Origin of the sequence: Microbulbifer sp. MCCC 1A16149 (assembly GCF_050368945.1) — a bacterium.
Lineage (GTDB): Bacteria > Pseudomonadota > Gammaproteobacteria > Pseudomonadales > Cellvibrionaceae > Microbulbifer.
In genome coordinates this window covers 1,184,254-1,207,959 of the sequence record NZ_CP185959.1, presented here as the reverse complement: position 1 = coordinate 1,207,959, position 23,706 = coordinate 1,184,254, and the positions used below count along the sequence as shown (strand labels likewise).

Annotated in this window: 20 protein-coding genes; 8 read left to right on the top strand and 12 right to left on the bottom strand. The window is 57.9% G+C overall.

The features are described 5' to 3' along the window. Positions 1 to 32 precede the first annotated feature (32 nt). Entirely contained in the window at positions 33 to 800 is a 768-nt protein-coding gene (locus ACONT6_RS04970; protein ID WP_428820688.1) for a glutaminyl-peptide cyclotransferase, read from the top strand. Positions 801 to 824: 24 nt separating this feature from the next. Here ACONT6_RS04970 and ACONT6_RS04965 read toward each other — a convergent pair whose 3' ends face one another. Next, positions 825 to 1,289: a hypothetical protein gene (locus tag ACONT6_RS04965; protein ID WP_428820687.1), complete on the bottom strand. Its 465-nt coding sequence runs from the start codon at positions 1,287 to 1,289 to the stop codon at positions 825 to 827. 142 nt (positions 1,290 to 1,431) lie between these two features. Here ACONT6_RS04965 and recQ point away from each other — a divergent pair, with 142 nt between their 5' ends. The 4 genes from recQ to ACONT6_RS04945 all read left to right on the top strand — a co-directional run bounded on the left by recQ (position 1,432) and on the right by ACONT6_RS04945 (position 7,990). Beyond that, a complete protein-coding gene (gene recQ, locus ACONT6_RS04960) occupies positions 1,432 to 3,312 on the top strand; it encodes a DNA helicase RecQ (protein WP_428820686.1) in 1,881 nt (626 codons plus the stop codon). Between the two features lie 201 nt (positions 3,313 to 3,513). Then, the gene (locus ACONT6_RS04955; protein WP_181253767.1) at positions 3,514 to 4,848 is read left to right on the top strand and encodes an aspartate aminotransferase family protein; all 1,335 of its coding nucleotides are present in this window, start codon (positions 3,514 to 3,516) and stop codon (positions 4,846 to 4,848) included. A 77-nt stretch (positions 4,849 to 4,925) separates the two neighbouring features. Next, entirely contained in the window at positions 4,926 to 6,422 is a 1,497-nt protein-coding gene (locus ACONT6_RS04950) for a CoA-acylating methylmalonate-semialdehyde dehydrogenase (protein WP_428820685.1), read from the top strand. A gap of 215 nt (positions 6,423 to 6,637) precedes the next feature. Next, complete coding sequence (locus ACONT6_RS04945) at positions 6,638 to 7,990, top strand: serine hydrolase domain-containing protein (RefSeq protein WP_428820684.1); 1,353 nt, start codon at positions 6,638 to 6,640, stop codon at positions 7,988 to 7,990. A gap of 115 nt (positions 7,991 to 8,105) precedes the next feature. Here ACONT6_RS04945 and ACONT6_RS04940 read toward each other — a convergent pair whose 3' ends face one another. Continuing rightward, positions 8,106 to 9,041: a DUF533 domain-containing protein gene (locus ACONT6_RS04940; protein ID WP_428820683.1), complete on the bottom strand. Its 936-nt coding sequence runs from the start codon at positions 9,039 to 9,041 to the stop codon at positions 8,106 to 8,108. A gap of 187 nt (positions 9,042 to 9,228) precedes the next feature. On the opposite strand from ACONT6_RS04940, the gene ACONT6_RS04935 reads away from it, so the two are divergent. Further along, positions 9,229 to 10,212 (top strand): calcium/sodium antiporter, encoded by a 984-nt coding sequence (locus ACONT6_RS04935; protein WP_428820682.1) that lies wholly within the window; start codon positions 9,229 to 9,231, stop codon positions 10,210 to 10,212. A gap of 14 nt (positions 10,213 to 10,226) precedes the next feature. Here ACONT6_RS04935 and ACONT6_RS04930 read toward each other — a convergent pair whose 3' ends face one another. The 5 genes from ACONT6_RS04930 to ACONT6_RS04910 form a co-directional block, all read right to left on the bottom strand. Continuing rightward, on the bottom strand, positions 10,227 to 10,544 hold the full coding sequence (locus ACONT6_RS04930) for a chaperone modulator CbpM (protein WP_181253772.1): 318 nt from the start codon (positions 10,542 to 10,544) through the stop codon (positions 10,227 to 10,229). Between the two features lie 40 nt (positions 10,545 to 10,584). Continuing rightward, positions 10,585 to 11,532, bottom strand: a complete 948-nt coding sequence (locus tag ACONT6_RS04925; RefSeq protein ID WP_428820681.1) for a DnaJ C-terminal domain-containing protein — start codon at positions 11,530 to 11,532, stop codon at positions 10,585 to 10,587. Between the two features lie 133 nt (positions 11,533 to 11,665). Continuing rightward, positions 11,666 to 12,427, bottom strand: coding sequence for an OmpW/AlkL family protein (locus ACONT6_RS04920; RefSeq protein WP_428820680.1), 762 nt, complete (start codon positions 12,425 to 12,427; stop codon positions 11,666 to 11,668). Positions 12,428 to 12,861: 434 nt separating this feature from the next. Further along, the gene (locus tag ACONT6_RS04915; protein ID WP_428820679.1) at positions 12,862 to 14,130 is read right to left on the bottom strand and encodes a hypothetical protein; all 1,269 of its coding nucleotides are present in this window, start codon (positions 14,128 to 14,130) and stop codon (positions 12,862 to 12,864) included. A 205-nt stretch (positions 14,131 to 14,335) separates the two neighbouring features. Further along, positions 14,336 to 15,247: a LysR family transcriptional regulator gene (locus ACONT6_RS04910; RefSeq protein WP_428820678.1), complete on the bottom strand. Its 912-nt coding sequence runs from the start codon at positions 15,245 to 15,247 to the stop codon at positions 14,336 to 14,338. 195 nt (positions 15,248 to 15,442) lie between these two features. Between ACONT6_RS04910 and ACONT6_RS04905 the strand changes: the two genes are divergently transcribed. Then, the gene (locus ACONT6_RS04905) at positions 15,443 to 16,045 is read left to right on the top strand and encodes an NADPH-dependent FMN reductase (RefSeq protein ID WP_428820677.1); all 603 of its coding nucleotides are present in this window, start codon (positions 15,443 to 15,445) and stop codon (positions 16,043 to 16,045) included. Positions 16,046 to 16,072: 27 nt separating this feature from the next. Here the strand turns inward: ACONT6_RS04905 and ACONT6_RS04900 are convergent, their stop codons facing one another. The 5 genes from ACONT6_RS04900 to ACONT6_RS04880 form a co-directional block, all read right to left on the bottom strand. Further along, positions 16,073 to 16,507 (bottom strand): potassium channel family protein, encoded by a 435-nt coding sequence (locus ACONT6_RS04900; RefSeq protein WP_181253777.1) that lies wholly within the window; start codon positions 16,505 to 16,507, stop codon positions 16,073 to 16,075. Between the two features lie 2 nt (positions 16,508 to 16,509). Next, the gene (gene tadA / locus ACONT6_RS04895; RefSeq protein WP_428820676.1) at positions 16,510 to 16,965 is read right to left on the bottom strand and encodes a tRNA adenosine(34) deaminase TadA; all 456 of its coding nucleotides are present in this window, start codon (positions 16,963 to 16,965) and stop codon (positions 16,510 to 16,512) included. A gap of 59 nt (positions 16,966 to 17,024) precedes the next feature. Further along, positions 17,025 to 17,834: a 23S rRNA (guanine(745)-N(1))-methyltransferase gene (gene rlmA / locus ACONT6_RS04890; RefSeq protein WP_428820675.1), complete on the bottom strand. Its 810-nt coding sequence runs from the start codon at positions 17,832 to 17,834 to the stop codon at positions 17,025 to 17,027. Further along, the gene (locus ACONT6_RS04885) at positions 17,831 to 19,459 is read right to left on the bottom strand and encodes a GMC family oxidoreductase (RefSeq protein WP_428820674.1); all 1,629 of its coding nucleotides are present in this window, start codon (positions 19,457 to 19,459) and stop codon (positions 17,831 to 17,833) included. The genes rlmA and ACONT6_RS04885 overlap by 4 nt, the downstream gene beginning before the upstream one ends. A gap of 402 nt (positions 19,460 to 19,861) precedes the next feature. Further along, a complete protein-coding gene (locus tag ACONT6_RS04880; RefSeq protein ID WP_428820673.1) occupies positions 19,862 to 22,576 on the bottom strand; it encodes a family 20 glycosylhydrolase in 2,715 nt (904 codons plus the stop codon). A 632-nt stretch (positions 22,577 to 23,208) separates the two neighbouring features. On the opposite strand from ACONT6_RS04880, the gene ACONT6_RS04875 reads away from it, so the two are divergent. Continuing rightward, positions 23,209 to 23,637, top strand: coding sequence for a hypothetical protein (locus tag ACONT6_RS04875; RefSeq protein ID WP_428820672.1), 429 nt, complete (start codon positions 23,209 to 23,211; stop codon positions 23,635 to 23,637). The last annotated feature ends 69 nt before the right edge of the window (positions 23,638 to 23,706 follow it).

Below are 23,706 nucleotides of genomic sequence, written 5' to 3'. Positions count from 1 at the left end.
TTCGCGTTGAACAGGGATACCGCTAACCCGCCATGAAAACTGCCATCACTACCTTCCTGTCCCTACTGCTGGCTTGCAGTACTGCCTGTGCCACAGTCCCCGTGGAGTACGAGCTGTTGGACAGCAAGGCCCGGCCCGCCGACCACTTTACCCAAGGGCTCTATTTTGACGGCGAACGCTGGCTGGAAAGCAGCGGACTCTACGGCCGCTCCTGGCTCGCGGAGTATACCGACCCCGGGGGCAATCCCGTAAGGCGCAAATGGCTGGCGGGCGACCGCTTTGCGGAAGGGCTCGCAGTTCTGGGGGACAAACTGTATCTGCTCACCTATCGCGCGGGCGAGGTCCAGATCTACCACCGCAAAGCATTCTCCCTGGAAAAGGTGTTGAGCTACCGGGGAGAAGGCTGGGGACTCACCAGTGACGGGCAGCAGCTGATCATGAGCAACGGCAGCGACACGCTGACCTTTCGCGACCCGGACACCTTCGCCGTCACCCGACAGCTGACCGTCACAGGTGGTGGCGAGCAATGGTCGCGCCTGAACGAACTGGAATATGTGCACGGACTCATCTGGGCCAATATCTGGCAGGATCCGAGGATCATCGCCATCGACCCGGAGAGTGGCGCGGTGAAGGGGGTACTGGACCTGGAAAAGTTGCGCAGAGACAGCCTGCAGGGGCGCCGGCATGTGGATGCGGTGGCCAATGGCATCGCCTGGGATGAGGCGCGCAATGGACTCTGGGTTACCGGGAAGCTCTGGCCGAAACTCTACCTGATCCGCCCCGAGGGGTTGGGGTTTTAGCGCCCCGCCCCACTGTGATTCACACTAGTTCCGATAGTAATCGATCACTGTGAGAAAACCGCCGCTGCGAATGGACTCCAGGGCACGCCCTCGGACCTGCAACAGATAGCCCCGGTGCTGGCGCTCTACCGTTACCCCGTCCATGCCCTCCACACCATCGAACAGCATGGCATTGTCACCGCCAGTACCACGCCACTGGATACCCTCGATATTGCGCATACCCGGTAACTCGATGGTCACTGCCTGTAAATCGACGGGCAACTCCCGCATTTCCATACGCGCGATGCCGCTGGAAGTGGCGAGGGAATAATTGAGCTGGTTGGCAGGCGCCGGCTTCCACCCCAGGTGGGTGTCCGCTACGGCGGACTGGGCGAGATTGCGGGGATTGATGGGTTCCGGCGCTTGGGAAGTGCAGCCCGCAAGCAAGAGCAATACACCGGATAGCAGCGTATTGAAGATCAGCACAGACTTCATTGTCTTTACGCACATAGCTTTATCCCTGTCTATGTCTGCGGTGGTGGGATTATAGATCATCGTCACGACTTTATAACGAATCATACGCCAAGAATTGGACAGCAGATTGCCCGTACCAGTTCGCCGCTGGCGAGCCTCGGGGGGTATACTGCCGCCCATGACAGACACAACCGCATCCCCGGTCGCCAATACCCGAGACGACCGCAGACCCCACTACATACTCGAACACACCTTCGGCTACACCGGATTTCGCGGTGACCAGCAAACCATTATCGACACGCTGGTGAATGGCGGGGATGCGCTGGTTTTGATGCCCACCGGCGGCGGCAAATCCCTGTGTTACCAGATACCCGCCCTGGCGCGCCCGGGATGCGGAATCGTGATATCCCCTCTCATTGCCCTGATGCAGGACCAGGTGGAAGCCCTGCGCGCCGCAGGGGTATCTGCGGCCTTCCTGAACTCATCACTGGACTTCCGGGAAGCCCAGGACATTGAAGACCAGCTGATGCGCGGCGATCTGGAGCTTCTTTACCTCGCCCCGGAACGGCTGCTGCAACCCCGCACACTGGATCTGCTGGAACGGGCCGAGATCGCCCTGTTCGCCATCGACGAGGCCCACTGTGTCAGCCAGTGGGGGCACGACTTCCGCGCCGATTACCTGCAACTCTCCTGCCTGCACCAGCGCTTTCCGCAGGTGCCGCGGGTGGCACTGACAGCGACCGCGGACCAGCGCACGCGCCGTGAAATCGCCCAGCGTCTGGACCTGGCCGAAGCCCGACACTTTGTGAGCAGCTTCGACCGCCCGAATATCCAGTACCGAATTGCCCCCAAGAACAACCCCAAGCGACAACTGCTGCAGTTCCTGACTTCGGAACAGCAGGGCAATGCCGGGGTGATTTACTGTCTTTCCCGCAACAAGGTGGAATCCACCGCGCAGTGGCTGCAGCAGCAGGGTTTCAACGCCCTGCCCTATCACGCAGGGCTTTCCGCCAACATGCGCGCAGAGCACCAGCGTCGATTCCTGCGTGAAGAGGGCGTCCTTGTGGTTGCCACCATTGCCTTTGGCATGGGAATCGACAAGCCCGATGTACGCTTCGTGGCCCACCTGGACCTCCCGAAAAGTATCGAGGCCTATTACCAGGAGACCGGTCGAGCCGGGCGTGACGGTGAACCTGCAACGGCCCTATTGCTCTACGGCCTGGAAGATGTGGTCAAGCTCAGTCAGATGGCCGCCACCTCCGAAGGCAGCGAGGAGCACAAACGCCAGGAGCGGCAGCGGCTGGACGCCATGCTCGGCCTGTGTGAGATCACCAGCTGTCGTCGCAAGGCACTGCTGCGCTACTTCAATGAAGAACTCACCGCGGACTGCGGCAACTGCGATACCTGCCTCGAGCCTCCCGCCACCTGGGACGCCAGCGATGCCGCACGCAAACTGATGTCGTGCATCTACCGCACTGGCCAGCGCTTTGGCGCCGCCCATGTGATCGATGTACTGCGCGGCGCAGACACGGAAAAGATTCGCCAGTTTCAACATTCTCAATTGTCGACCTACGGTATCGGCGCGGACCTCAGTGGCAATGAATGGCGCGCAGTCACCCGACAGCTGGTGGTACGCGGCTATCTACAGGTGAACCCCGAAGCATTCAATGCGCTGCAGCTCACCGAACAGTGCCGGCCAGTGCTGCGCGGCGAGGAAAACCTGCAGCTGCGCACACTGCCCAAGACGCCGGCAAAAACGGCCAAAGGCGCGGTGGACTCCCGTTCCCGCGCCCCGGTGGAAATCGCCGACGAGGATATCCCCCTGTGGGATGCACTGCGCGCCCTGCGCAAATCCCTCGCCGAAGAGCGCGGTGTGCCGCCCTATGTCGTGTTTCACGATGCAACCCTGCGGGAAATGCTGTCCGCACGACCGCGCAACGAAGCCGAGATGCTGGCAATATCCGGCATTGGCGACAGCAAACTGGCGCGTTTTGGCGAGCCGTTTCTCGCGCTGCTGCAGGAATTCGAGGGTGATTCCGCCGCGCAAACAAGCGGTTAATATATTTAACAACAAACCAATAGAAACTCGAATACCCAGTCATATCGAACAAAATATAGACAATAAGGTCGCTAAAACCCAAGTAACCGAAGCTTAACTCAACTATTGTAAAGTTTATTGATCACCCCTAAACTCACTTCATCTCATTTGATCCGCAACAACTAATCCACAATAAACACCGTTGAAGTCACGAGGTGAACCATGGCTGATCTAGACAGCCTCGCCGGCCTGAGCCCCGAAGAGCTCGAAGCCCACTGGATGCCATTTACCGGCAACCGCCATTTCAAATCCGACCCGCGCCTGTTTGTAGCCGCGGAGGGTATGCATTACACGACCGCCGACGGTCGTTCGGTGCTGGATGCCTTCTCCGGCCTCTGGTGTAGCAACCTGGGACACGGCCGCCGGGAAATTGCCGACGCCGTTGCCGGCCAGCTCACCAGCCTGGACTACTCCCCCGCGTTCCAGTTCGGCCACCCCACCGCCTTCAAACTGGCGAAGCGGCTGGCGGATATGGCCCCGGGCGACCTGAATCGGGTATTTTTCTGCAACTCCGGCTCTGAAGCTGCCGACACCGCGCTCAAGATCGCCCGCGCCTACTGGCGAGCCAAGGGTCGCCCGGAGAAAATCCGCCTGGTAGGCCGCGCGCAGGGATACCACGGGGTCAACTTCGGCGGTATCTCCGTGGGCGGCATGGTCGGCAACCGCAAGACCTTTGGCCCGGCACTGGATGTAGACCACCTGCCGCATACCCTGCTGCCGGAAAACACCTTTTCCCGCGGCCTGCCGGAAAACGGTGGCGAGCTCATGGCCAATCGCCTGCTGGATATCATCAATCTGCAGGGCGCGGAAAATATTGCCGCGGTCATGGTTGAGCCTTTCGCCGGTTCCGCTGGTGTGATTCTCCCGCCCAAGGGCTATCTGAAAAAGCTACGCGAACTCTGTTCCGCGCACGATATCCTGCTGATTTTTGACGAAGTTATTACCGGCTTCGGCCGCACCGGCTCCGCATTTGCCGCGCAGGAATTCGACGTACAGCCGGATATCATTACCACCGCGAAAGGCATCACCAACGGTGCCATTCCCATGGGCGCGGTATTCGCCAGCGACGCCATCTACGACACCTTTATGCAGGGCCCGGAACACATTCCGGAACTGGCACACGGCTATACCTATTCTGCACATCCGGTAGCCTGTGCCGCGGCCATGGCGACACTGGATATTTATGAAAGTGAAAAGCTATTCGACCGCGTCAAAGAAATGGCGCCCTACTTTGAAGAAGCGCTGCACAGCCTGAACAGCGCATCCCACGTTGTGGATATCCGCAACTACGGACTTGCCGGCGCTATTCAGTTGCAACCCCGCGAAGGTGAACCGGGCAAGCGCGCTATGGAAGTGGTTCTGGAAGCTTACCGCCGCGGTATCTTGCTGCGCTGGACCGGCGACACCATCGCCGTTGCACCGCCCTTTATTATCGAGCGCAATCAGATCACCGAGATCGCCGAGACCCTGCGGGATATTCTTCAGGAAATCCAGTAAGCGCAATAGCAGAGCAGCGGCAACGCCGCTGCCGAGAATTGAATTCGAATTGGGAGCAATCCCTCGGGAGAGAAATCATGAATACCGTCGGCCATATGATCAACGGCGAAATGCAAACAGGCGACGACCGCTACCAGGACATCGTTAATCCATCTACCAACGAAGTAGAAGGACGAGTTGCGCTGGCCAGCAAGGCCACCGTCGAAGAGGCGATCGCTGTCGCCCAGGCAGCGTACCCGGAGTGGCGCAACACGCCGCCGATCAAACGCGCGCGCATCATGTTCCGTTTCAAAGACCTGCTGGAGCAGAACGCGGACAAAATCTGCGAGCTGATTACCCGCGAACACGGCAAGGTACTGAATGATGCCCTGGGTGAACTCCAGCGCGGTATTGAGAACGTCGAGTACGCCTGTGGCGTACCGGAATTGCTGAAAGGTGAACACAGCAAGAACGTTGGCCCGGCCATCGATTCCTGGAGTGAGTTCCAGCCGCTGGGCGTCTGCGCCGGTATCACGCCGTTCAATTTCCCGGCCATGGTACCCCTGTGGATGTGGCCGATGGCGGTTGCCTGCGGCAACACCTTTATCCTCAAGCCTTCCGAGCGCGACCCGAGCTCCGCCCTGCTGATTGCTCAGCTGGCACTGGAAGCGGGCCTGCCCGCTGGCGTTCTGAACGTGGTCAACGGCGATAAGGAAGCGGTCGACACCCTGTTGAGCGACAAGCGTGTGCACGCAGTCAGCTTTGTGGGCTCCACCCCCATCGCCAAATACGTTTACGAAACTGGCTGTAGCAACGGCAAGCGGGTACAGGCGTTTGGCGGTGCCAAGAACCACGCCATCGTGATGCCGGATGCGGATCTCGACAACGCCGTCAGTGCCCTAATGGGTGCAGCCTACGGTTCCTGCGGTGAGCGCTGCATGGCAATCTCCGTGGCGGTTGCGGTGGGCGATGCCACCGCCGACGCGCTGATCGAAAAGCTGAAGGCACAGATCGCGAATCTCAAGGTTGGCGACGGCATGGACAACAACAACGACATGGGCCCGGTAGTGACCCGTGTACAGCTTGAAAAGATCGAAGGCTATATCGCCAAGGGCGTCGAGGAAGGCGCGGAACTGGTGGTAGATGGCCGCGGCCTGAAAGTACCCGGCTTTGAAAACGGCAACTACCTCGGCGCCAGCCTGTTTGACCGGGTGAAGGAAGGCATGGTCATTCACCAGGACGAAATTTTTGGTCCGGTGCTGTGCGTCATGCGTGTCGATACCATGCAGGAAGCCATGGATATCATCAATGCCCACGAGTACGGCAACGGCACCTGCATTTTCACCCGCGACGGTGAAGCAGCACGCTACTTTGCCGACAATATTCTGGTGGGCATGGTAGGCGTCAACGTGCCGCTGCCGGTACCGGTGGCCTATCACAGCTTCGGCGGCTGGAAGCAGTCCCTGTTTGGCGACCTGCACGCATACGGCCCGGATGCGGTGCGTTTCTACAGCAAGCGCAAGACCATTACCCAGCGCTGGCCCGCCAGCGGTGTGCGCGAGGGTGCCCAGTTCACCTTCCCGAGCAACGGCTAAGCACGCCGATCTAGCCTGATCGAAAAGCCGGTGTCCGCGTTACCGCGGGCACCGGCTTTTTTATTGCCGGTCACCTTCCCGCTTTCGCTCGCTCCTCCCATCTCTCCTCCCATCTCTCCTCCCATCTCTCCTCACCTTTGACCTCCGATAACCTGCCGGGAGTTCGGAACAGATTGTTAAAATCCGGGGCTACTGATCAATTGGGCCGCCAATTCATGAAAAAGACCATCCTGACCTTGCTCGCGGGCTTCGCCGGCCTGCTCCTTCTGCTGGCCCTGCTGGCACCGAGCCTGCTCGGTTTTTCCATCACCCAGCTGGGCAGCGCGGTCAGGGTGGCCACCGGTATGGGGGCAAAGCTCGCCTGCTCCGGGTACTTTGTTTCCGGCTTCAGCGAGGCGCGCAACCTCGATGATCTCGCCTCCTACTCCCCGGCAAATCAGTTTCTGGACCTGCACTATGACAACCAGGGCAAGCGCGTGACGGCCACACTGTTTGGATTGGGCGAGACTACCGCCACCTTCCGCCCCGGACTCGGCTGTACACTGGATGTCGGCGATACCCGCGCACTCGACCAGGTAGTAGCAGCGCCGCTTGCCAGCACAGCCGGGGACTGGCCGACCGGGGAAAACCCTGCCCATATCAACCCGGCTCTACAGCGCACCCTCGACAGCATCCTCGCGGAAGACAATCGGGCAGGCCTCAATACCCGCGCACTGCTGGTTGTGCAAAGTGGACAGCTGGTGGCCGAGTCCTACGGTGCGCAGGTAACCCCGCAAACACCCCTGCTCGGCTGGTCCATGGGCAAAAGCCTCACGGCAATGATGTTGGGCCGCTTACACGCACTGCAGCCGGAACTGGAAGTAACGTCGCCGCTGTTTCCCCAGTGGCGCGACGAACGCCAGCAGGTGAGCCTGGAGAACCTGCTGCAGATGTCATCGGGGCTGGATTTTGACGAAACCTATGCACCGGGTAGCGACGCCACCCGTATGCTGTTCAATGCACACAGCGCCTCGGAAATTGCATTGCAGAGCCAGCTCGCGCATTCCCCCGGCACCCATTTTTCCTATTCCTCGGGCACCACCAACCTGCTGGCTCGCTGGATCTATGAACAGCTCGGAGGGAACCCGCAGTCCAATGTGGACTTTTTCCGCCAGCAAATCCTGGCCCCGCTGGGAATGCAACACACCACATTTGAGGTAGATGCCAGCGGTGTATTTGTGGGCAGCTCCTACATTTACGCCTCGGCGCGCGACTGGGCCCGGCTGGGTCTACTGATGCTGCAGGATGGAAAGTGGAACAGCGAGCAGCTGCTCCCGGAGGGATGGGTAACCGCTGCTAGCAGCCCTAACGGCAGCAGTAACGATTCTGGCTATGGCTACCAGTTCTGGCTGAATGATGCAGGGGAATCCCTGCGCTATCCCGAACTACCGCAAGACAGCTACTTTATGCTGGGCAACCGCAAGCAGGCGGTAATGATCTCGCCTTCGACCGATACGGTGATTGTCCGCCTTGGCTGGAGCTCGGGAGACTACCCCACCGGCAGAAATTTCGCACAGCTCCTGCCCTGAGAAACATTGGCATCTCTGTTACAGCTAGCAGGAAAGCAATTAGATGGTCTCGTGGCGGCGCCGCCACCGGACCATCTAGTCCTGCCCGTGCGATGCCAGAGTCATTCCCTCATAACTAACGCGGCAACTGCTGCTCTACGGCGTGCGCCGCCTGCTCGGAAATCCCCAGCTTTTCAGCCAGAGTTTCCAGATACTGTTTCTCCTGAGCATTGTCCGGGTTGATGGTCATCGCCGAGACCAGATAAAGGTTGAACGCCGTGGCCGGATCGTGCGCAGCAGATACCACATCATCCATACTCACCGGCTGGGCAAGAAACTGTCGAAAAGCGTCCAGGGCTGACGCCTCCAGCTGGCCATCCAGGGCCTGCAAGATATTGCGTTGTTCGGCCTCGTCGATCCGGCCATCCGCCTGGGCGGCAGCAATCATGGCCTTCAGCATGGCATCGGCCTGTTCTTGACCATCACCGGCATCCGATCCGCCCTCGTCGGCGGTATTCACAAACCCGAACAGCCCACCCTTGCCGCGGGGCGATGCATTCTGCCAGTTACCCGGCGCGCTCTGGGGGCCCTGAGGCCCCTGCTGGCCAAACTTGCCACCGGCGCGACCAAAGATCTGCCCGAGTACGTCCCCGAGCCCACCGTCCATTCCAGCGCCAGAGCCACGCCCCATTCCACCACCGGGCACTGCGCCACCTGACTGCTGCATTTGCGCGAAGATCCTGCGCGCAATCTCCATCAAAACCGCTGCGCCGCCGGCACCGGCGCCGGCGGGAACCGCGCCGCCAAAGATATCCCCACCCGGCCCCTGCCCACCTCCGGCGCCATTACCGGGATTCCACCCGCCCGGCTGCCCGGCGCGAGCGAGAATGTCGTCCAGGTTGGGGCCGCCAGCGCCGCCGGTCTGCTCTGGCGGCGGCACTTTGCTGAAATCAGGGCGATGGAAGTCCGGTGGCGGTGTGCCGGGCGCCGGGGCGGACTGCTGGCGAATCTTCTTGTTCAACATCGACATACCCGCGCCAATCAGCGCCCCCAGGAGCAGTTTCTTGTTCATAACGCCACGGCCTCTGCCAGTATCAAAATCAGCCCAAACTTTAGGGTCCGGTATCTGGCGCCACCAGCGCGCACAGTAAGAATCAAACCTGCAAGCCCGCGGTAATGTCGCTACAATCGGCCCCGATTCGCCCCGCCGGTGGCGAATTGAACATCTAGAAGACTGCTATCTGAGATTAAGGACCCCCATGATTCTTGCCCTGCTCGCAATACTTGCCGGATTTGTGCTGCTGATGTGGAGCGCTGACCGCTTCGTCGATGGCGCCGCCGCCACTGCCAAACATGCGGGGATGCCATCACTGCTGATCGGTATCGTGATTGTGGGCTTCGGTACCTCGGCGCCGGAAATGGTGGTATCTGCCCTGGCGGCACTGGACGGCAGCCCCGGCCTGGCACTGGGTAATGCCTATGGTTCCAATATCGCCAACACCGGACTTATCCTCGGCGCGACCGCGATGGTGATTCCGCTTTCCGTCAACAGTAAGATCATCCGCAAAGAGCTGCCCCTGCTGCTGGTAATCACCTGTATCACCGCAGCATTCTTCTGGAACGGAGGCCTCAGCCGCACCGAATCAGTGATATTACTGGCAGGCTTTTTCAGCCTGATCGGCTGGTCAGTCTTTTCTGCACTGAGAGGCAAAGGGGATGCCATCGAAGGCGAATATGACTCCGAACTGGCAGAGCACGATATGCCACTGGGCAAGGCGCTGTTCTGGGTCGTGGCGGGCCTGATACTGCTGATCGTGAGTTCGCGCATGCTGGTTTGGGGCGCAGTCACCATCGCCCAGCAGCTGGGTGTCAGTGACCTGATCATCGGCCTCACCATTGTGGCACTGGGTACTTCCCTGCCTGAACTTGCGGCCACCGTCGCCGCAGCACGCAAGGGCGAGCACGATATCGCCATCGGCAACGTGGTTGGCTCTAATATGTTCAACCTGCTGGCAGTTGTAGGTATCGCCGGCGCCATCGCGCCCATGCCCATCGTGCCGCCTGAACTGATCACCCGCGATTGGCCGATGGTAATGGGCCTGACCATTGCGCTGTTTATTTTCGGCTACGGCTTCCGTGGCAGGCAGGGTCGGATCAATCGCTTTGAAGGGGCCGCGCTGCTACTGGCTTACGTGGTTTACACCGGCTACCTGATTTATCAGATCACCAGCAAGGCGCTTTGATCGCGGGGCCAGAATTAGCGTCGCTCCAGACGACGAATTCGCGCACGGAGCTGCTCGATCTCCTCAAGCAGCTCCAGTGCCAGCGCAGCACCGGCGTGATTTACGCCGAGATCACGCTCCAGTCTGACCACCCGCCTCACCTTCCTGACGCAGACGCCACTGAACGTTAACGCACCCTCTATAGCCTGCGGCTCAATGACCCCCTCGTCCATTAGTGCCATCACCTGTTCTGCGGACAACGCACACGCGATACACAGTTCACGCAGCGTCAGTTGACTGCCCTCATCCAGAACTACCGCTACCGCCTCTGCCTGTTCATGCTCTGGTGTCATACCATCCCTCTCCTGAAACTTGTCCGGCACTTAAAACCGCTCACACGCCCGCACGCGGATCAAACTTGAAAGCATCGCGAAATGCGCCATAGGCGGCTTTTTCTGCCTCGGTATTTGCCGACGGAGTGACCACATCCAGCACCACATACAGGTCACCGGGCTCTTTTGCCGGTAGCCCCCGCCCTTTCAAGCGCAACTTGCTACCGCTTTTGCTATTGGGCGGCAATGTGAGATTGACCGGGCCATCCGGGGTCTCCACTTTCACCTTGCTACCCAAAGCAGCCTCCCACGGGGCCACCGGCAACTCCAGATACACCGTCTTGCCTTCGGCGCTGAATCGCGAATGCGGATTGAAGATAATTTCCAGATAGAGGTCGCCGGGTTTACCGCTGCCTATTCCCGGCTCCCCCTGTCCGGCCAGACGAATCTGCTGCCCTTCGGTCACGCCCTTGGGAATCGTGATATTGAGCTTGCGCTCTTTGATCACCGGACGCCCATCGGCGCCCAACACCGAGTGCTTCAAAGTGATCTGGCGCTTGCTGCCCCGATAGCTGTCTTCTATATCGATCGCGATACGCGCATAGGTATTCTCGCCCTGGGCGTGAAACTGCTGCCCTCCTCGACGAAATCCGCCGTGTGTGAAACCACCGCGTCCAAAAAGGCTCTCGAAGAAATCACTGAAGGCTTCCGGATCCGCCTCGGTATAGCCACCACCGTGAAACTCAAAGCCCTGGTCCCAATCGGGCGGCGGCCGGAAGTCCTGGCCGCTGTCCCAGTTTTTCCCCAGCTGGTCGTAGGCGGCACGTTTTTCCGGGTCTTTCAGTACTTCGTAAGCTTCGCTGACTTCCTTGAAACGATCTTCCGCATCGCCTTCCTTGCTCACATCCGGATGGTATTTGCGCGCCAGTTTTCGATACGCCCTTTTGATTTCATCCTGTGCGGCCTCACGCTCGACGCCGAGGATCTGGTAATAGTCACGATACTCCATACGCAACCCGCCCCGTTCTGTTCAGATTTTCCAAGTTATTAAGCTAGCCCAAAGTCAGCGCAATAAAAAAGGCACCCGAAGGTGCCTTTTTCCGTTCATCCCTGAACGTTACCCTTGCGTCACCAGAAGGTGATCAGAAAGAGTAGCCTACACCCAGGTTGAATACCCATGGGCTGTAGTCAACTTTTTCTTTAACGGAAGCTCTGGGGTTTCCTGGCAGCGAGGTATCGTTAAAGTAAATGGTCTGGTCGGTGTCGGCATCGATGTAAAGCACCGCTGCGTTGACCAGGAATGCACTTTCACGACCGAAGCGGAAATCCACACCCAACTGGCTGGTAAAGCCCCAGGAATGCCCCAGGCCCAGATCCACATTGCGGATATCCAACCCGAGAGCCGGGTCGTTAATCCGATCGCGGAGCTTGCGGCTCAGGCCTTCATTGCTGAAATCGGTATAGTTCACACCGATACCAACATAGGGCTGTCCCAGGCAATCGCGGCTAAGCGGATACCAGTTCAGATAGGCATTGGAGTAAGCCGCATCGAAACGGCCCGCGCGATAGCGGTCGGTGGTGTAAGTCACGTTTCCGTCGCGAATGTCCTTGATGCCCAACTTGTGCTTGGTGCTGCCGATATGCATCAGCTCCATTCCCCAGTGCTCTACCGGCAACCAGGCGCCGGAGATATTCCAGGTAGTATCTGCATCAACATTAAAACCGGCACCGTAGTAATTATCGCTCAGGCGGAATTGACGCTTATCGTCATCTGGATCTATCCAGCTGGCACCGGCGCGAATAATAAAGTCACCATCACTCCACATATCAGCGGCAGCTTGTTGTGCACTAATCAGAGCGGCTACAGCGATTGCAAGCGGTGTCAGAACGCGTGTCTTTTTCATTGAGAACTCCATCGTATTCGGCAAATTAAACAGCAATCAACCCAATCACTTGTCAGTCTAGACACGCAAACAACGGCTTGTAGAAAAAACAACCAAAAAAAAACTTCAACTGTGGAACTTTTGCACAATCTTGTCGCCACACACTTCCATTTAAAATATTCACGTGCCAGACACAAAAATCCTCACCATAAAAAACGGCGGCTTAAATGGTGATTCATGCGCCATATGCGCAATTTTTACCGCCAAACATATCCACAGAAAATCATTTCAATGCCAACCCTGTGGAAAACTCGGTGTCAGGCAAATCGGAATAGGAAAATTTCCGTCAACCTTTAAGGCGACATTCAGGTCAGAAAAAAAGCGGAACCGCAGAAAGCGTAAAGAAATGTTGGGATGGCGCTCTGGCGCACAGAGCAACCATCCCTGAGAAAAACTTACCAGTAAAGTGAAGACGGGAGACGCGGAGAAGACAGAAGTCTGGAGAACTTTTCCCAGCGGTCATCGCTCGTATTCGCGTCCTGCTCAACATACTCCTGCACCAGTGCCTTGCCCCAGTTGTAATTGATGACGTAGGCACCGTAGGTATCCACAAAGCTGACACGCTGTGCGGCTTTTTCCGGACTCATGGCAGTGTACTTCTGGAAGCGCTCAACCGCTTCATCGCGATCAATCTTGCCGTTGATATATTCCCGCGCGACGATGTTCTCTGCGAACTTAAGCTGGGCCTTCAATGCCAGGACACGGTGATACTTCTCCGCGGTTTCCGGTTTCAGGCCAGCAAGGGGATAAAGCGTTTCCTGTTCAAAGCGGGTTTTCTGTTCTCCCGGAAAGGCGAGCTCGATACCGTAATTCGCACTGCCTTCGGCAATCAGTGATTGCGGGCTGAAAAGCGGATAGACACTGTACTCCTGCCACCCCAGGTCCTTGACCAGTTTCTGCTCCAGCAGCGCATTGTAGGTATGGTGCCCCGGATAACCCTCGTGGCAGCCGAGATCTACAGCGCGGTCGATATAGATCGGCAGCTCGCTATTGATCTGGATCAGACTGTGCGCGTTGCCCTGATACCAGTTGTAGCCACTCCAGGGCTTGCCCTGTACATACTCCAGTTTAAAACTTTCGTTATCGGGTAATTTGATATGCGCCGCGGTGCGCTTCTTGCACTCGGCAATAGCGGCGTCAAACACCACCTCCAGCTTGTCTTCTGGAATCTGATACTTCTGCTGAAACTGCTGTACGCGGATATGCAGGGGATCACTGCCCGGAAGCTCCTTTTCGAGCTGCGCCAGTACCGGCTCAAACTCGGCGTAGGTCTGTATGGGTGGTTCTGTATCGTAAAGCGCTTTTGCCTCCCGCTGGAAATCACGAAAGCCCGCATCTGCAATATGGTGCGCGTGGGCGACAACCGCGGTGAGCTGGGTTTTCAGGTAGTGCTTACGCAGGGTCTGCAGGTCGCCGCCTGGCTCGATCTCCGGCGGCAGCTTGGCCAGTAACATTTCCGCTCGGCTGGCGAGTTCCGCCGGGGAGGCATCGTCGGCCTCGGCTTCCGCTTTTAGCGCTTCAGGGCCGTAGTAGGCGTCCACGTAGCTCTTGTCGTGATTGCCCAGTGTCAGCACCAGCCGTACATAATCCTCTGCCAGCTGATCCAGCTCCGGGTCTTTGTCCGATTGCTGGCCTTTGGCTTCGTCCAGAGGGCGCGGCTCCACTACGGACGATTCGTCCTCCGCTGTTGAAGTTGATTTCTTTTCGCAGCCCGCGAGCGCGCATAGAAAGAGAGGAAGAATCACGATGGCGTTTATTTTTCTCACAAAAGCCCCTTGGGTAGTGTGGTTTGAACTTCGGCTAACGATACACGCCGGCCGGCAACGGACACCAGCCGACCATATAAAGGAAAGGAACATGCTACCAGCGTCACGGAACCACACCGACCTCCGGCGACAGCTTGGCAAGCGCTTCTTTTACCCACTCCAGAAATAATTGCACTTTGCGCGTGCGGTGCATATCCCGATGGGTTACCAGCCACAGCTTTGTCTGCCACTCCGGGGGCGGGTCAATCAACCGCTCAAGCCCCGGCCGCACTTCAGCACACCAGCTCTGCAGTGCGGCAATCCCGACACCGCAACGCGCGGCGTCTTCAAAACCGGAAAATTCGTTACAGCGAAATACAATCTGCTCTTCCGGCACCTCGCGGGTGATCCAATCGAGACTGGGTATAAAGTCATACGCCTCGATGGGCGCAATAAAGCGGTGTCCGTCGAGTTGATCCCGCCCCGTAAATGGACCGCACTCGTCCAGATAGGACTGGGATGCGTAGAGTGTATTCTGCAGCGAGGCGCCCGGCTGCACGACATAATCAGGCTCCGTCGGTCTCGCCCCCGGGCGAATACCGATATGCGCCTCTCCATGTTCCAGGCGCAGGTGCCTGCGATCTGCCACCAGCTGCAATCGAACCTGAGGATTCTGCGCCTGAAATCCGCGGATGATCGGCATCAGTAGCGGAATAAGGGTATTGACGGTAGTGATGACCAGAGTGCCGTGGAGTGCCTCGTCCACCCCCTGCATTTTTCCCACCATCAGATCCAGCTGATCCTGCATATTCTCCGCAGCATTCATCAGCATCTGCCCCGCTTCCGTTGGCACATAACCGCGGGGATGGCGAATAAACAGGCGGGTATCAAGCGCTTTTTCCAGCGTGTCTATGCGTCGCAGTACCGTGGAATGTGACACATTCAGCTCCAGCGCAGCGCCGGACAGGGTCCCGGCCCGGGCCACCGCCAGTGCGTAGTGCAAGTTATTCCAGTCCTTTACCGAATTCCGCGCCATTGTCCTCTTCCCTGTACCGGGTCTCGCCTCCCTGGGCGAAGCGTCCAACTTCTGTGCATATATGCACAGAAGCATTGCAGAATCTCTATTTTTGTTCCAGCCACTATTCGACACAATGACAGCCATTCAACCCTACCGATGCCCCGAACCTGGAGGCCGCGGTCCAAAACCCGAATCACCGATAGGATGTGCCCCATGAGCAACAACCAGAAACCCCGCCTGCTGGCCCTCGCTGGCAGCCTGCGCCAGGATTCCTACAATCGCCAGCTGGCTGCAGCCGCGGCACAGATGGCCCGTGACGCCGGTGCTGAAGTGATCGAGGTGAACCTGCGCGACTATCCCCTGCCCCTGTTTGACGAAGATATCGAGGCGGCAGGAGTCCCCGAACAGGTGAGTAAATTGAAGGACCTGTTCGCCAGTGCTGATGGCCTGCTGATCGCCAGCCCCGAATACAACGGCTCGGTGACCGCCGCACTGAAAAACCTGATCGACTGGGTATCCCGCCCGGATGACCGCTACGGCCGCGCCGAGGTATTTCTGGGGCGCCGTGCGGCACTTTTCGCCACTTCACCCGGTGGACTGGGTGGAATGCGTGGACTCAACCACCTGCGCGATATTCTGCAACCCCTCGGCACCTGGATTGCGCCGACCATGCTTGCGGTACCGGGCGCGATGAATCTGTTCAACGAGGACGGCAGGATGATCGATGAGGCGATGGCTGCACAGCTCAGCGCCCTTGTGAAAGAGACCCTGGAGGCAATCGCCGTAACCGCGACTGCCGCTAAATCTGCCGCTTGATGGATGGGTAACTGGATGCCCCGCCGCTTACTGGTCGGGGCCACGCTTCCAGTGACGTTGCATTTTGAGAAACAGGAACGAAGCGGTCCAGGTGATCAATACCAGGCCGGTCAACGCCTCGAGCCCTGCAGTAAACCGCAGGGCGCCGTGAGGCTCTATATCGCCGACCCCGAGTGAGGTGTAGGTGGTAAACGAGAAATAGGCGCAATCCATCAGGGAACCGTTAAAGTTCCCCTCCAGGGTGCCGAAGAAAGGCGAGTGGTACATAAACAGGTAACCCACCGCAAACATCCAGATTTCAACGACATGGGCGACCAGCGCCCCGAAAACGCCAATCAATACGCCCACATTACGACGCACATTCACTTGCCGTCCCAGCCAGAACAGGAAGTTCAGCGCCTCGTGGTGAATGACGACTGCCACCGCCACCAGTAGTGAATTAATCAAGACAGCCAATAACATTGTTAGCGTCGCTTCTGAAAAAATTCCCGAACCAGGGCGCCGGCCTCCGCAGCCATTACGCCACCTTCTACTTCAATCTTGTGATTAAAAAATGTCTTTTCGGCCAGCTGTAACTGACTGGCCACCACCCCGGCACGGGGCTCGGCTGCGCCGTAGACCAGGCGCGCAATTCTGGCGTGAATCAGGGTACCGAAGCACATGGTACAGGGCTCGATGGTGACATACAGAGTAGCGCCGGGAAGGCGGTAGTTATTTTGCCGGGATGCAGCATCTCGCAAGGCCTTAACCTCAGCGTGTGCACTGGGATCAGACGAGGAAATAGGCTGATTGAATCCCTCACCGATGACCTCACCATCGAGAACCACCAGCGCTCCCACGGGCACTTCCCCAAGTTCCGCGCCCTTGGCAGCGAGCGCCAGCGCCTGCTGCATAAACATGTAATCCCGCGGCGTTGCCACTTTGTCGTTCCCTTATCCGTATCTGGTTCTGTTTGATTTTTCCCATTTGGAAAAAACCATCAATCGCTTTTGCTGAAACTGCGCAACAAAAAATCTGCTTCCAGTTTGAGTGAGTCCTGTTGCTCCAGTGCTTCGCGAGACTCCTTGCGCCCTTTCCAGGCAAATGGCGTCATGGAAAGGAAGTCGCGCAGCTCGGAATTCTTCTCGATATTCAACGAAAATTCACAGCGTAATTCACTGAGTAGTGTGAGCCCCGTCAGCGGTGCGGGTGCCTCGTGACGCTGCGGGTTTTCGTACAAGCGCTGCTTCAGGCTCCACAGATGATCCGGGCCAGGCGAGACATCCAAAAGCACGCCACCCGGTTTCAATACACGGAGCAACTCTTCTGTCGGCCCGGGAGCGAACACACGTAAAATTGTATCTACGCTGTTATCCAACACCGGCAGGTGATAGCTGCTCGCCACCGCATAGTGCGCATCAGGTAGTTTCTTTGCCGCGAGGCGCACCCCGGGCTTGGCGATATCGATCCCGAAAATATTCGCGGCCCGCCAGCCATTTCCCACCAACTGCCGCGTGTAATACCCTTCACCGCAGCCGATATCCAGCAGCCGGCTACTCTCCCCTAGCTTCTGCGACATCTGCGCACAGATTGCCTCCACCAGCGGTGTGTAATGGCCTGCTTCCAGAAAACGCCGCCGCGCGTTGAGCATCTCCGCCGAATCACCCGGCTCCTTGCTGCGTTTTTGCTGTACCGGCAGCAGATTGACATACCCCTCTTTCGCGCGGTCAAAACTGTGGCCACTGGCGCAACGCCAGCTCTGGTCCTGTAAATCGAGAGACTGTTTGCAATGGGGACACTGCCAGATCATGCGTTTTCGCTGAGTTCCTGCTGTTTGTGAAGTGCGGGCTTGTCGAGAATTAATTCCGCAGCTTTTTCCGCAATGGCTATCACCGGGGCGTTGGTGTTACCGCTGATAAGGGTGGGCATTATGGAGGCATCCACTACCCGCAGTCCATCCACGCCCCTTACCCGCAACTCACTATCCACCACGGCCATTTCATCCTGTCCCATTTTGCAGGTGCCAACCGGGTGATAAATGCTTTCCGCATACTGGCGAATAAAATTGGCGATCGCATCCCGCTGCGACAAGGCTTCGCCCGGCAACCACCAGCGTTTATGCAATGTTTTCAGTGAGGATTTCTCAATAATCTCCCGTGCCATTTCAAATCCCTCCAGCAACACCTGAAGGTCATCGGGGTGCGACAGGTAATTGGGCTGAATGCTCGGGGAGGCTTTGGGATCGCGCGAGACCAGGGAGATAGACCCGCGGCTTTTGGGGCGAAGTGCGCAGGCGTGCAGGGAATAGCCATCTCCCGGTCGCTTGATCAGTCCGTGATTAAATAGTGGAACAGCACTCAGGTGGAATTGAATATCCGGGTACTCTCCCGCCAGACTGGAACTGGCAAATCCGCCCGCCTCGGCGATATTGTTGGTGAGCATGCCGCGATTCAGAAACAGGTATTGCGGTAAGGTCAGCGCAGCCTTGAGTTTGGGCCATAACGCATCGTTAAAGCCGACAGCTCGGTCGGTCTCCACCACCTGGGTAATATCCAGGTGATCCTGCAGGTTTTGCCCCACACCCGGCAGGTGACACTGGGGTACGATGCCGAGTTTTTTCAGATCCCCCTCCGGGCCTATCCCCGACAGCATCAGTAGCTGCGGCGACTGAATTGCCCCTGCGCACAGGATTACTTCTTTGTTGGACACTATTCGGGTGCCGTCTTGCAACCGCACCGCACTTACTCGATCGCCCTTGAACTCAAGTCCGGCCGCCGGCGCGCTGGTGTAGATACTGAGATTGGGGCGGTTTTTCACCGGATACAGATAAGCAGTGGCAGAGGAGCAGCGCCGGCCAAATTTCTGGGTCACCTGATAGAAGCCCACGCCATTCTGGTGATGGCCGTTGAAATCGTGATTGAGGCGATGTCCCGCCTCGCGGGCAGCGCTTACAAATGCCTGCCCTGCGGCCGACTTCCATTTCAGGTCGGAAACCGCCAGCGGTCCGTAACCACTGTGATAAGCATCGCTGCCACGCTGGTTGCCCTCAGACAGAAGAAAATACGGCAACATACCTGACCATCCCCACCCGGGGTTACCGGCCTTTTCCCAGGAGTTGTAGTCACCGGGGTTACCGCGGGTGTAGATCATGGCATTGATGGCGCTGCTCCCCCCAAGCACGCGTCCGCGTGGCCAAAACAGGCGACGATTGTCGAGACTGGCCTGCGGTTCGGTGTAGTGGTGACGATTGAAGCGCTTACCGGGAACCAGATAGCCGATACCCGCAGGCATCTGGATCATCAGGTTGTGATCTGAAGGCCCCGCTTCCAGCAGACAAACCCGGTTCTGCTCATCCTGGCTGAGACGGTTAGCCAGTACACAGCCGGCAGACCCCGCCCCCACGATCACATAATCGTATACCTTGGATCTCGCCATAGTTCCCTCTATTCAACCTTATGCTTCTTATCGCTCGTCATCGCAGACGGTTAGAGACGGCAAACCGAGTAGCCCATCTTCAGTGATTACAACACATTCCGGAAGGGCTACCGATATCGACGGCAACAAGCACGCCCCCGTGACTCGAAAAAGCCGGGCCACAACCTGAGCCAGGGGAAGATAACCGTGCCATCAACAATCGAAAAATCGGGCTGTCGACTCGGCAATTGTAGACCTGTCGGTTAACAGGAAGCGTGAGCAACTGCAGAGCGCGGCTCGGAGATGAATCGATGAGTGAGTTAGCAGGTGATTGTGCGATGAGCGCGGCATCTGTGGTATGCCAAGAGGAAGGCGGCGATTGCCCCACATTCTTGTGGGACAATCGCTACTAGAAGGGCGGGCTCAGCGGGCGGTCAACGTCTTCGGGGTTTCCAGAGAAACCGCACGACCGGCACGCTTGCCGTCGGCACTGCGTGCGCGAATCGACTGCACCGCTTGTGCTGCCACAGCATCGGTAAGCGGTTGCCAGCTGTCGCCGTCAAAATATTCCAGCACCAATCCAGGATATGGCAGTGCAGTTTTTACCACGTCGCCATCAATCACCGCGCCGGGCACGGGCACCCGGTACGCAATACCGGCGCGGTCCAGCTTGCGCAGTTCCTTGTTACCCAGAGCAGCGGCAAAGGTCTGCCAATCCCGAGCGAGTGCCTGCTTGTCCATAAACTTGGTCTCGGCGGAGAATACCTGTCCTTCCTGAATTGGCAGTTCCCAGGACGCCTGGTGCCAGGCGCGTTCCGCCAGTGCCAGCAGACGCGGGAACACCTGGTATTCCACCGCTTCATCGGTACGCACCACCTCGCTCCACAGCTGCCCCTGCATACCGCTTACGTTATGCGCAAACTCTGCCGCAGGTGAAGTCGCGGTCCAGCCTTGTCCATCGCGGTTGGGATAGAGCTCGGCCAACTGCGCGGTATTCAGCGGTGTATAGCTGAAGGTTTTGCGGGTATCGGTATAGCGGGACGCCCAGTAGTAACCGCGCTCCGCCGGATCCACTTCCTGCGGCATGTCGAAGTAGAGGTAATCCGAGTGGGACTGCACCAGGTCAAAACCGGTCTCGTAGAAGTGCACACTCTCGTCACCACCGCCCCAGAACAAAGGCGCCCACGAATTCACATAACTGTGCTCGGTGGCAAGCTCGGTATCGGCGTCAGCAATTTTTTTCACGCCGTCGTTCCAGGCCGCCATGGTGGGAATACCAGCGTCGGCCACCAGCTTGCTTACACGCTTGGCGTACAGCTCACCCAACTCGTCAATGGCTTTTACTTCGCCACTGGCAATCAGCTTTTTGCACTGGGGCGAATTGGCCCAGGGTTTGTTGCGCTGTTCCGCAGTGACATTCCCCTTCGCCGGATCGTCGCCCGGCCCCACCTCGAACGATCCTGACGCGAGAATATTCACCGCCTCATCACCACCGAAGTGCCAGGTTTCGAGCGGCACCCCGGCAGTATCGTGCATGGCCTTCACTTCGCTAATCAACTTGCCCACGAACTGGTAGGTGGAATCCATACAGGGATTGATATAGCTGTCATTGTAAAACTGGACCGACAGATACTCGGTATCGTCCTTGGGATCGATCAGGCGATAGGTACTGGCAGCTGCCGGGTCGGTGTCTTTCAGCTTGCGATAACGGGCCTCCATCGACACCACTGCAGCGCGCGCATGAGCGGGCATGTCAAACTCCGGGACCACCTCGATCTGGCGATCCGCCGCGTAGCGCAGAATTTCTACATAGTCATCGACACTGTAAAAGCCGCTACCGAAGTTATCCGCATTGGGGCCGGACCCCAGCTGCGGCAGCAGACAATGATTTTCTTCCAGGTCAAAACAGCGCTGGCTGCCCACCTCAGTCAGCTCGGGTAATCCGGGAACTTCCAGGCGCCAGCCTTCGTCATCGGACAGGTGGAAGTGGAACCGGTTGAGCTTGTAAGCCGCCATCTGGTCCAGCAGTTTCAACACCACTTCTTTACTGTGGAAGTTGCGGCCCACGTCGAGAAACATGCCGCGGTGCGGGAAGCGCGGCGCATCCTCTACCTCCGCCAGCGGCATGGTTTTACTTTTCAGGTCCACCAGTGCCAGCAGCGACTGAACGCCGTAGAAAGCACCGCTTTCGTCTGCGCCGGTCACTGTCGCACCGTCTTCACCTACGGTTAGGCGATACGCACCGGCCACCGCCCCACCGAAGGACGAGGGCGCGACGGCTACCTCGACCGGATAGGCCTCATTACTGCCCTTCGCAAGGCCCAGTTGTTCGATCCGCTGTTTCAGGGCCGCCACGCTGCCTTCGGGCAGTCCATTTGCCGTCAGAGTGAGCCCGTTATCCAGCTTCACTGGCGCACCGTCCGGCAACGTTGTAGAGACCGGTTGGGGAATAATCCGACCGCGCCAGTTTTCCCCTGCATCGCCGATGATCTCGGTATCGGCGGTAAACCGTTGGAAGCGACTGGCCGCGGTGGCCAGTGTATTGGCATCGCTGGCGACCCGTTTCCAGTTGTCCGGGTCGTTCTTGGTGATTGGCAGGACGATGTCCTGCAGGTCGTCGGTATCCGTGGACTCGATCACCTGCGCCTGTCCGTCAGCGTCAACCACAAACAGACGCGGCTGGAAGTCGGACTCGAACTGCATCCAGCTCTCGATCAGGAAGTCCAGAGCCAGGGGTTCACCGCTGGGAATACCGCTAAAAGCATCTGTAGGCGTGAGTCGGTGCAGGTCGCCATTGACCCGTTCGAGGGTGAATTCGTCACTGTTCAGGAGCGCCAGCGCGCGGCGCACACTGTGGAAGTAGAGTGTCCAATCCCGCTCTTCGGCACCGATCGCCGGTCCATTGTTGATCAGGCTGATGCGGTAGGTGGAGCAGGTCGCCTCACTACCACCGGCCTGCTTGCACTGCGCACGCAAATCCGCGTCCACCCCCTGGAAATTGGTCAGGATTTCCTGGGTTACATCAAAGTTGGCGGCAATCCGCGCGGTAGCGCCCTCCGGGCTGACGGATTCCGAGTCGCTACAGGAGGTAATAAAGGCAGACAGTGCAAGGCTGGCAAATAGGGGAAGTCGCTTCATCGATCTTCTCTTTATCGGTGGGTACATCCCGCAAGGATGCACGGTTGGCTTCTTATGTTATCGGGCCGGTTTCCTATACCGGTTAACCGTCCACCTTAACGCAAAAGACAGCGCTGTCAACAGATTGTGCATCCCTTGCCCAGCCAGCCCCAGTCTCCACCTCTGCCAGGCCCGCAAAAGGAAGATTCAGCGAACACCGCTCAACAGGAGAATGCTGACGCCAATCATAAAATGACCACTGAACCACCCCTGAACCTAGTGATCCAAGCTCACGATCACTAGACAAAGTTTTTATAAGCAAAATTTTGACCCAATGGTTTTGGTCTTAAAAAATACTGGCGGAAACCTCTGCACAACCCGCACCAGCTGGGCAAAACTCTAGACATCCAGCAATCACGGGGCTCGGGATAAAATGACCGATAGCGCAGAAGTATTCACTGACGTCAGTGGAAAAGTACGCGGATTTGTGAGATACAACGGTTTATTAAGGGTGAGCCATAATAAATTCAGTAGCTGTTCATCGGCGCACTGAACCAAGTAAAACGCCCCGGGGTGGAAAAATGGAAACTCGCAGTAACCGGTTTCGTTCCAACAAATACCTAGCATCCTGCCGGACGGCAGCGATCGCGCTCGTGTTTCTCCCCGCCTCCTCCTCAGTTCTCGCCGACGGCATTTTTATCCCAGACTCGAACACCGCACTGAACCTTCAGGCGGACAATGCCTTCTTCATCGACAGTGCCTTTGGCATGGACAACCACGCCCTGTACGAGTCCGCAGAAAACCTGCGCAATAACTCCATGGGCATGGTGCACCGCCGTCTGAACCATCAGTGGCTCGAGCTCTATACCCATCCAGACGAATCCAACAATGTGACCGGCGGCCGCGCCGTGAACGAGATTCTGAAAATGGGCTTCAAGACCTACATGGCGCAGCACAAGCGCAACAAACAGCACCCACTGCTGCGCTATACCCAGAGCAACGGAAACCTGAACCAGAACCTGGATTACGACTTCCGGCTATCTGACGACAAGTTCCGCTTCACTTTCGAATACCAGTTCTGAGCGGGGCCTTGTGCCCCCTTTTCGTTTTCCCGCCAAGCAATCAGTTTTGCTAGAATCCCCGCCAGTTCT

Coding starts and splice junctions, on each gene's coding strand:
- ACONT6_RS04970 (WP_428820688.1), top strand. CDS start 33: ATGAAAACTGCCATCACTACCTTCCTGTCCCTACTGCTGGCTTGCAGT.
- ACONT6_RS04965 (WP_428820687.1), bottom strand. CDS start 1,289: ATGTGCGTAAAGACAATGAAGTCTGTGCTGATCTTCAATACGCTGCTA.
- recQ (WP_428820686.1), top strand. CDS start 1,432: ATGACAGACACAACCGCATCCCCGGTCGCCAATACCCGAGACGACCGC.
- ACONT6_RS04955 (WP_181253767.1), top strand. CDS start 3,514: ATGGCTGATCTAGACAGCCTCGCCGGCCTGAGCCCCGAAGAGCTCGAA.
- ACONT6_RS04950 (WP_428820685.1), top strand. CDS start 4,926: ATGAATACCGTCGGCCATATGATCAACGGCGAAATGCAAACAGGCGAC.
- ACONT6_RS04945 (WP_428820684.1), top strand. CDS start 6,638: ATGAAAAAGACCATCCTGACCTTGCTCGCGGGCTTCGCCGGCCTGCTC.
- ACONT6_RS04940 (WP_428820683.1), bottom strand. CDS start 9,041: ATGAACAAGAAACTGCTCCTGGGGGCGCTGATTGGCGCGGGTATGTCG.
- ACONT6_RS04935 (WP_428820682.1), top strand. CDS start 9,229: ATGATTCTTGCCCTGCTCGCAATACTTGCCGGATTTGTGCTGCTGATG.
- ACONT6_RS04930 (WP_181253772.1), bottom strand. CDS start 10,544: ATGACACCAGAGCATGAACAGGCAGAGGCGGTAGCGGTAGTTCTGGAT.
- ACONT6_RS04925 (WP_428820681.1), bottom strand. CDS start 11,532: ATGGAGTATCGTGACTATTACCAGATCCTCGGCGTCGAGCGTGAGGCC.
- ACONT6_RS04920 (WP_428820680.1), bottom strand. CDS start 12,427: ATGAAAAAGACACGCGTTCTGACACCGCTTGCAATCGCTGTAGCCGCT.
- ACONT6_RS04910 (WP_428820678.1), bottom strand. CDS start 15,247: ATGGCGCGGAATTCGGTAAAGGACTGGAATAACTTGCACTACGCACTG.
- ACONT6_RS04905 (WP_428820677.1), top strand. CDS start 15,443: ATGAGCAACAACCAGAAACCCCGCCTGCTGGCCCTCGCTGGCAGCCTG.
- ACONT6_RS04900 (WP_181253777.1), bottom strand. CDS start 16,507: ATGTTATTGGCTGTCTTGATTAATTCACTACTGGTGGCGGTGGCAGTC.
- rlmA (WP_428820675.1), bottom strand. CDS start 17,834: ATGATCTGGCAGTGTCCCCATTGCAAACAGTCTCTCGATTTACAGGAC.
- ACONT6_RS04885 (WP_428820674.1), bottom strand. CDS start 19,459: ATGGCGAGATCCAAGGTATACGATTATGTGATCGTGGGGGCGGGGTCT.
- ACONT6_RS04880 (WP_428820673.1), bottom strand. CDS start 22,576: ATGAAGCGACTTCCCCTATTTGCCAGCCTTGCACTGTCTGCCTTTATT.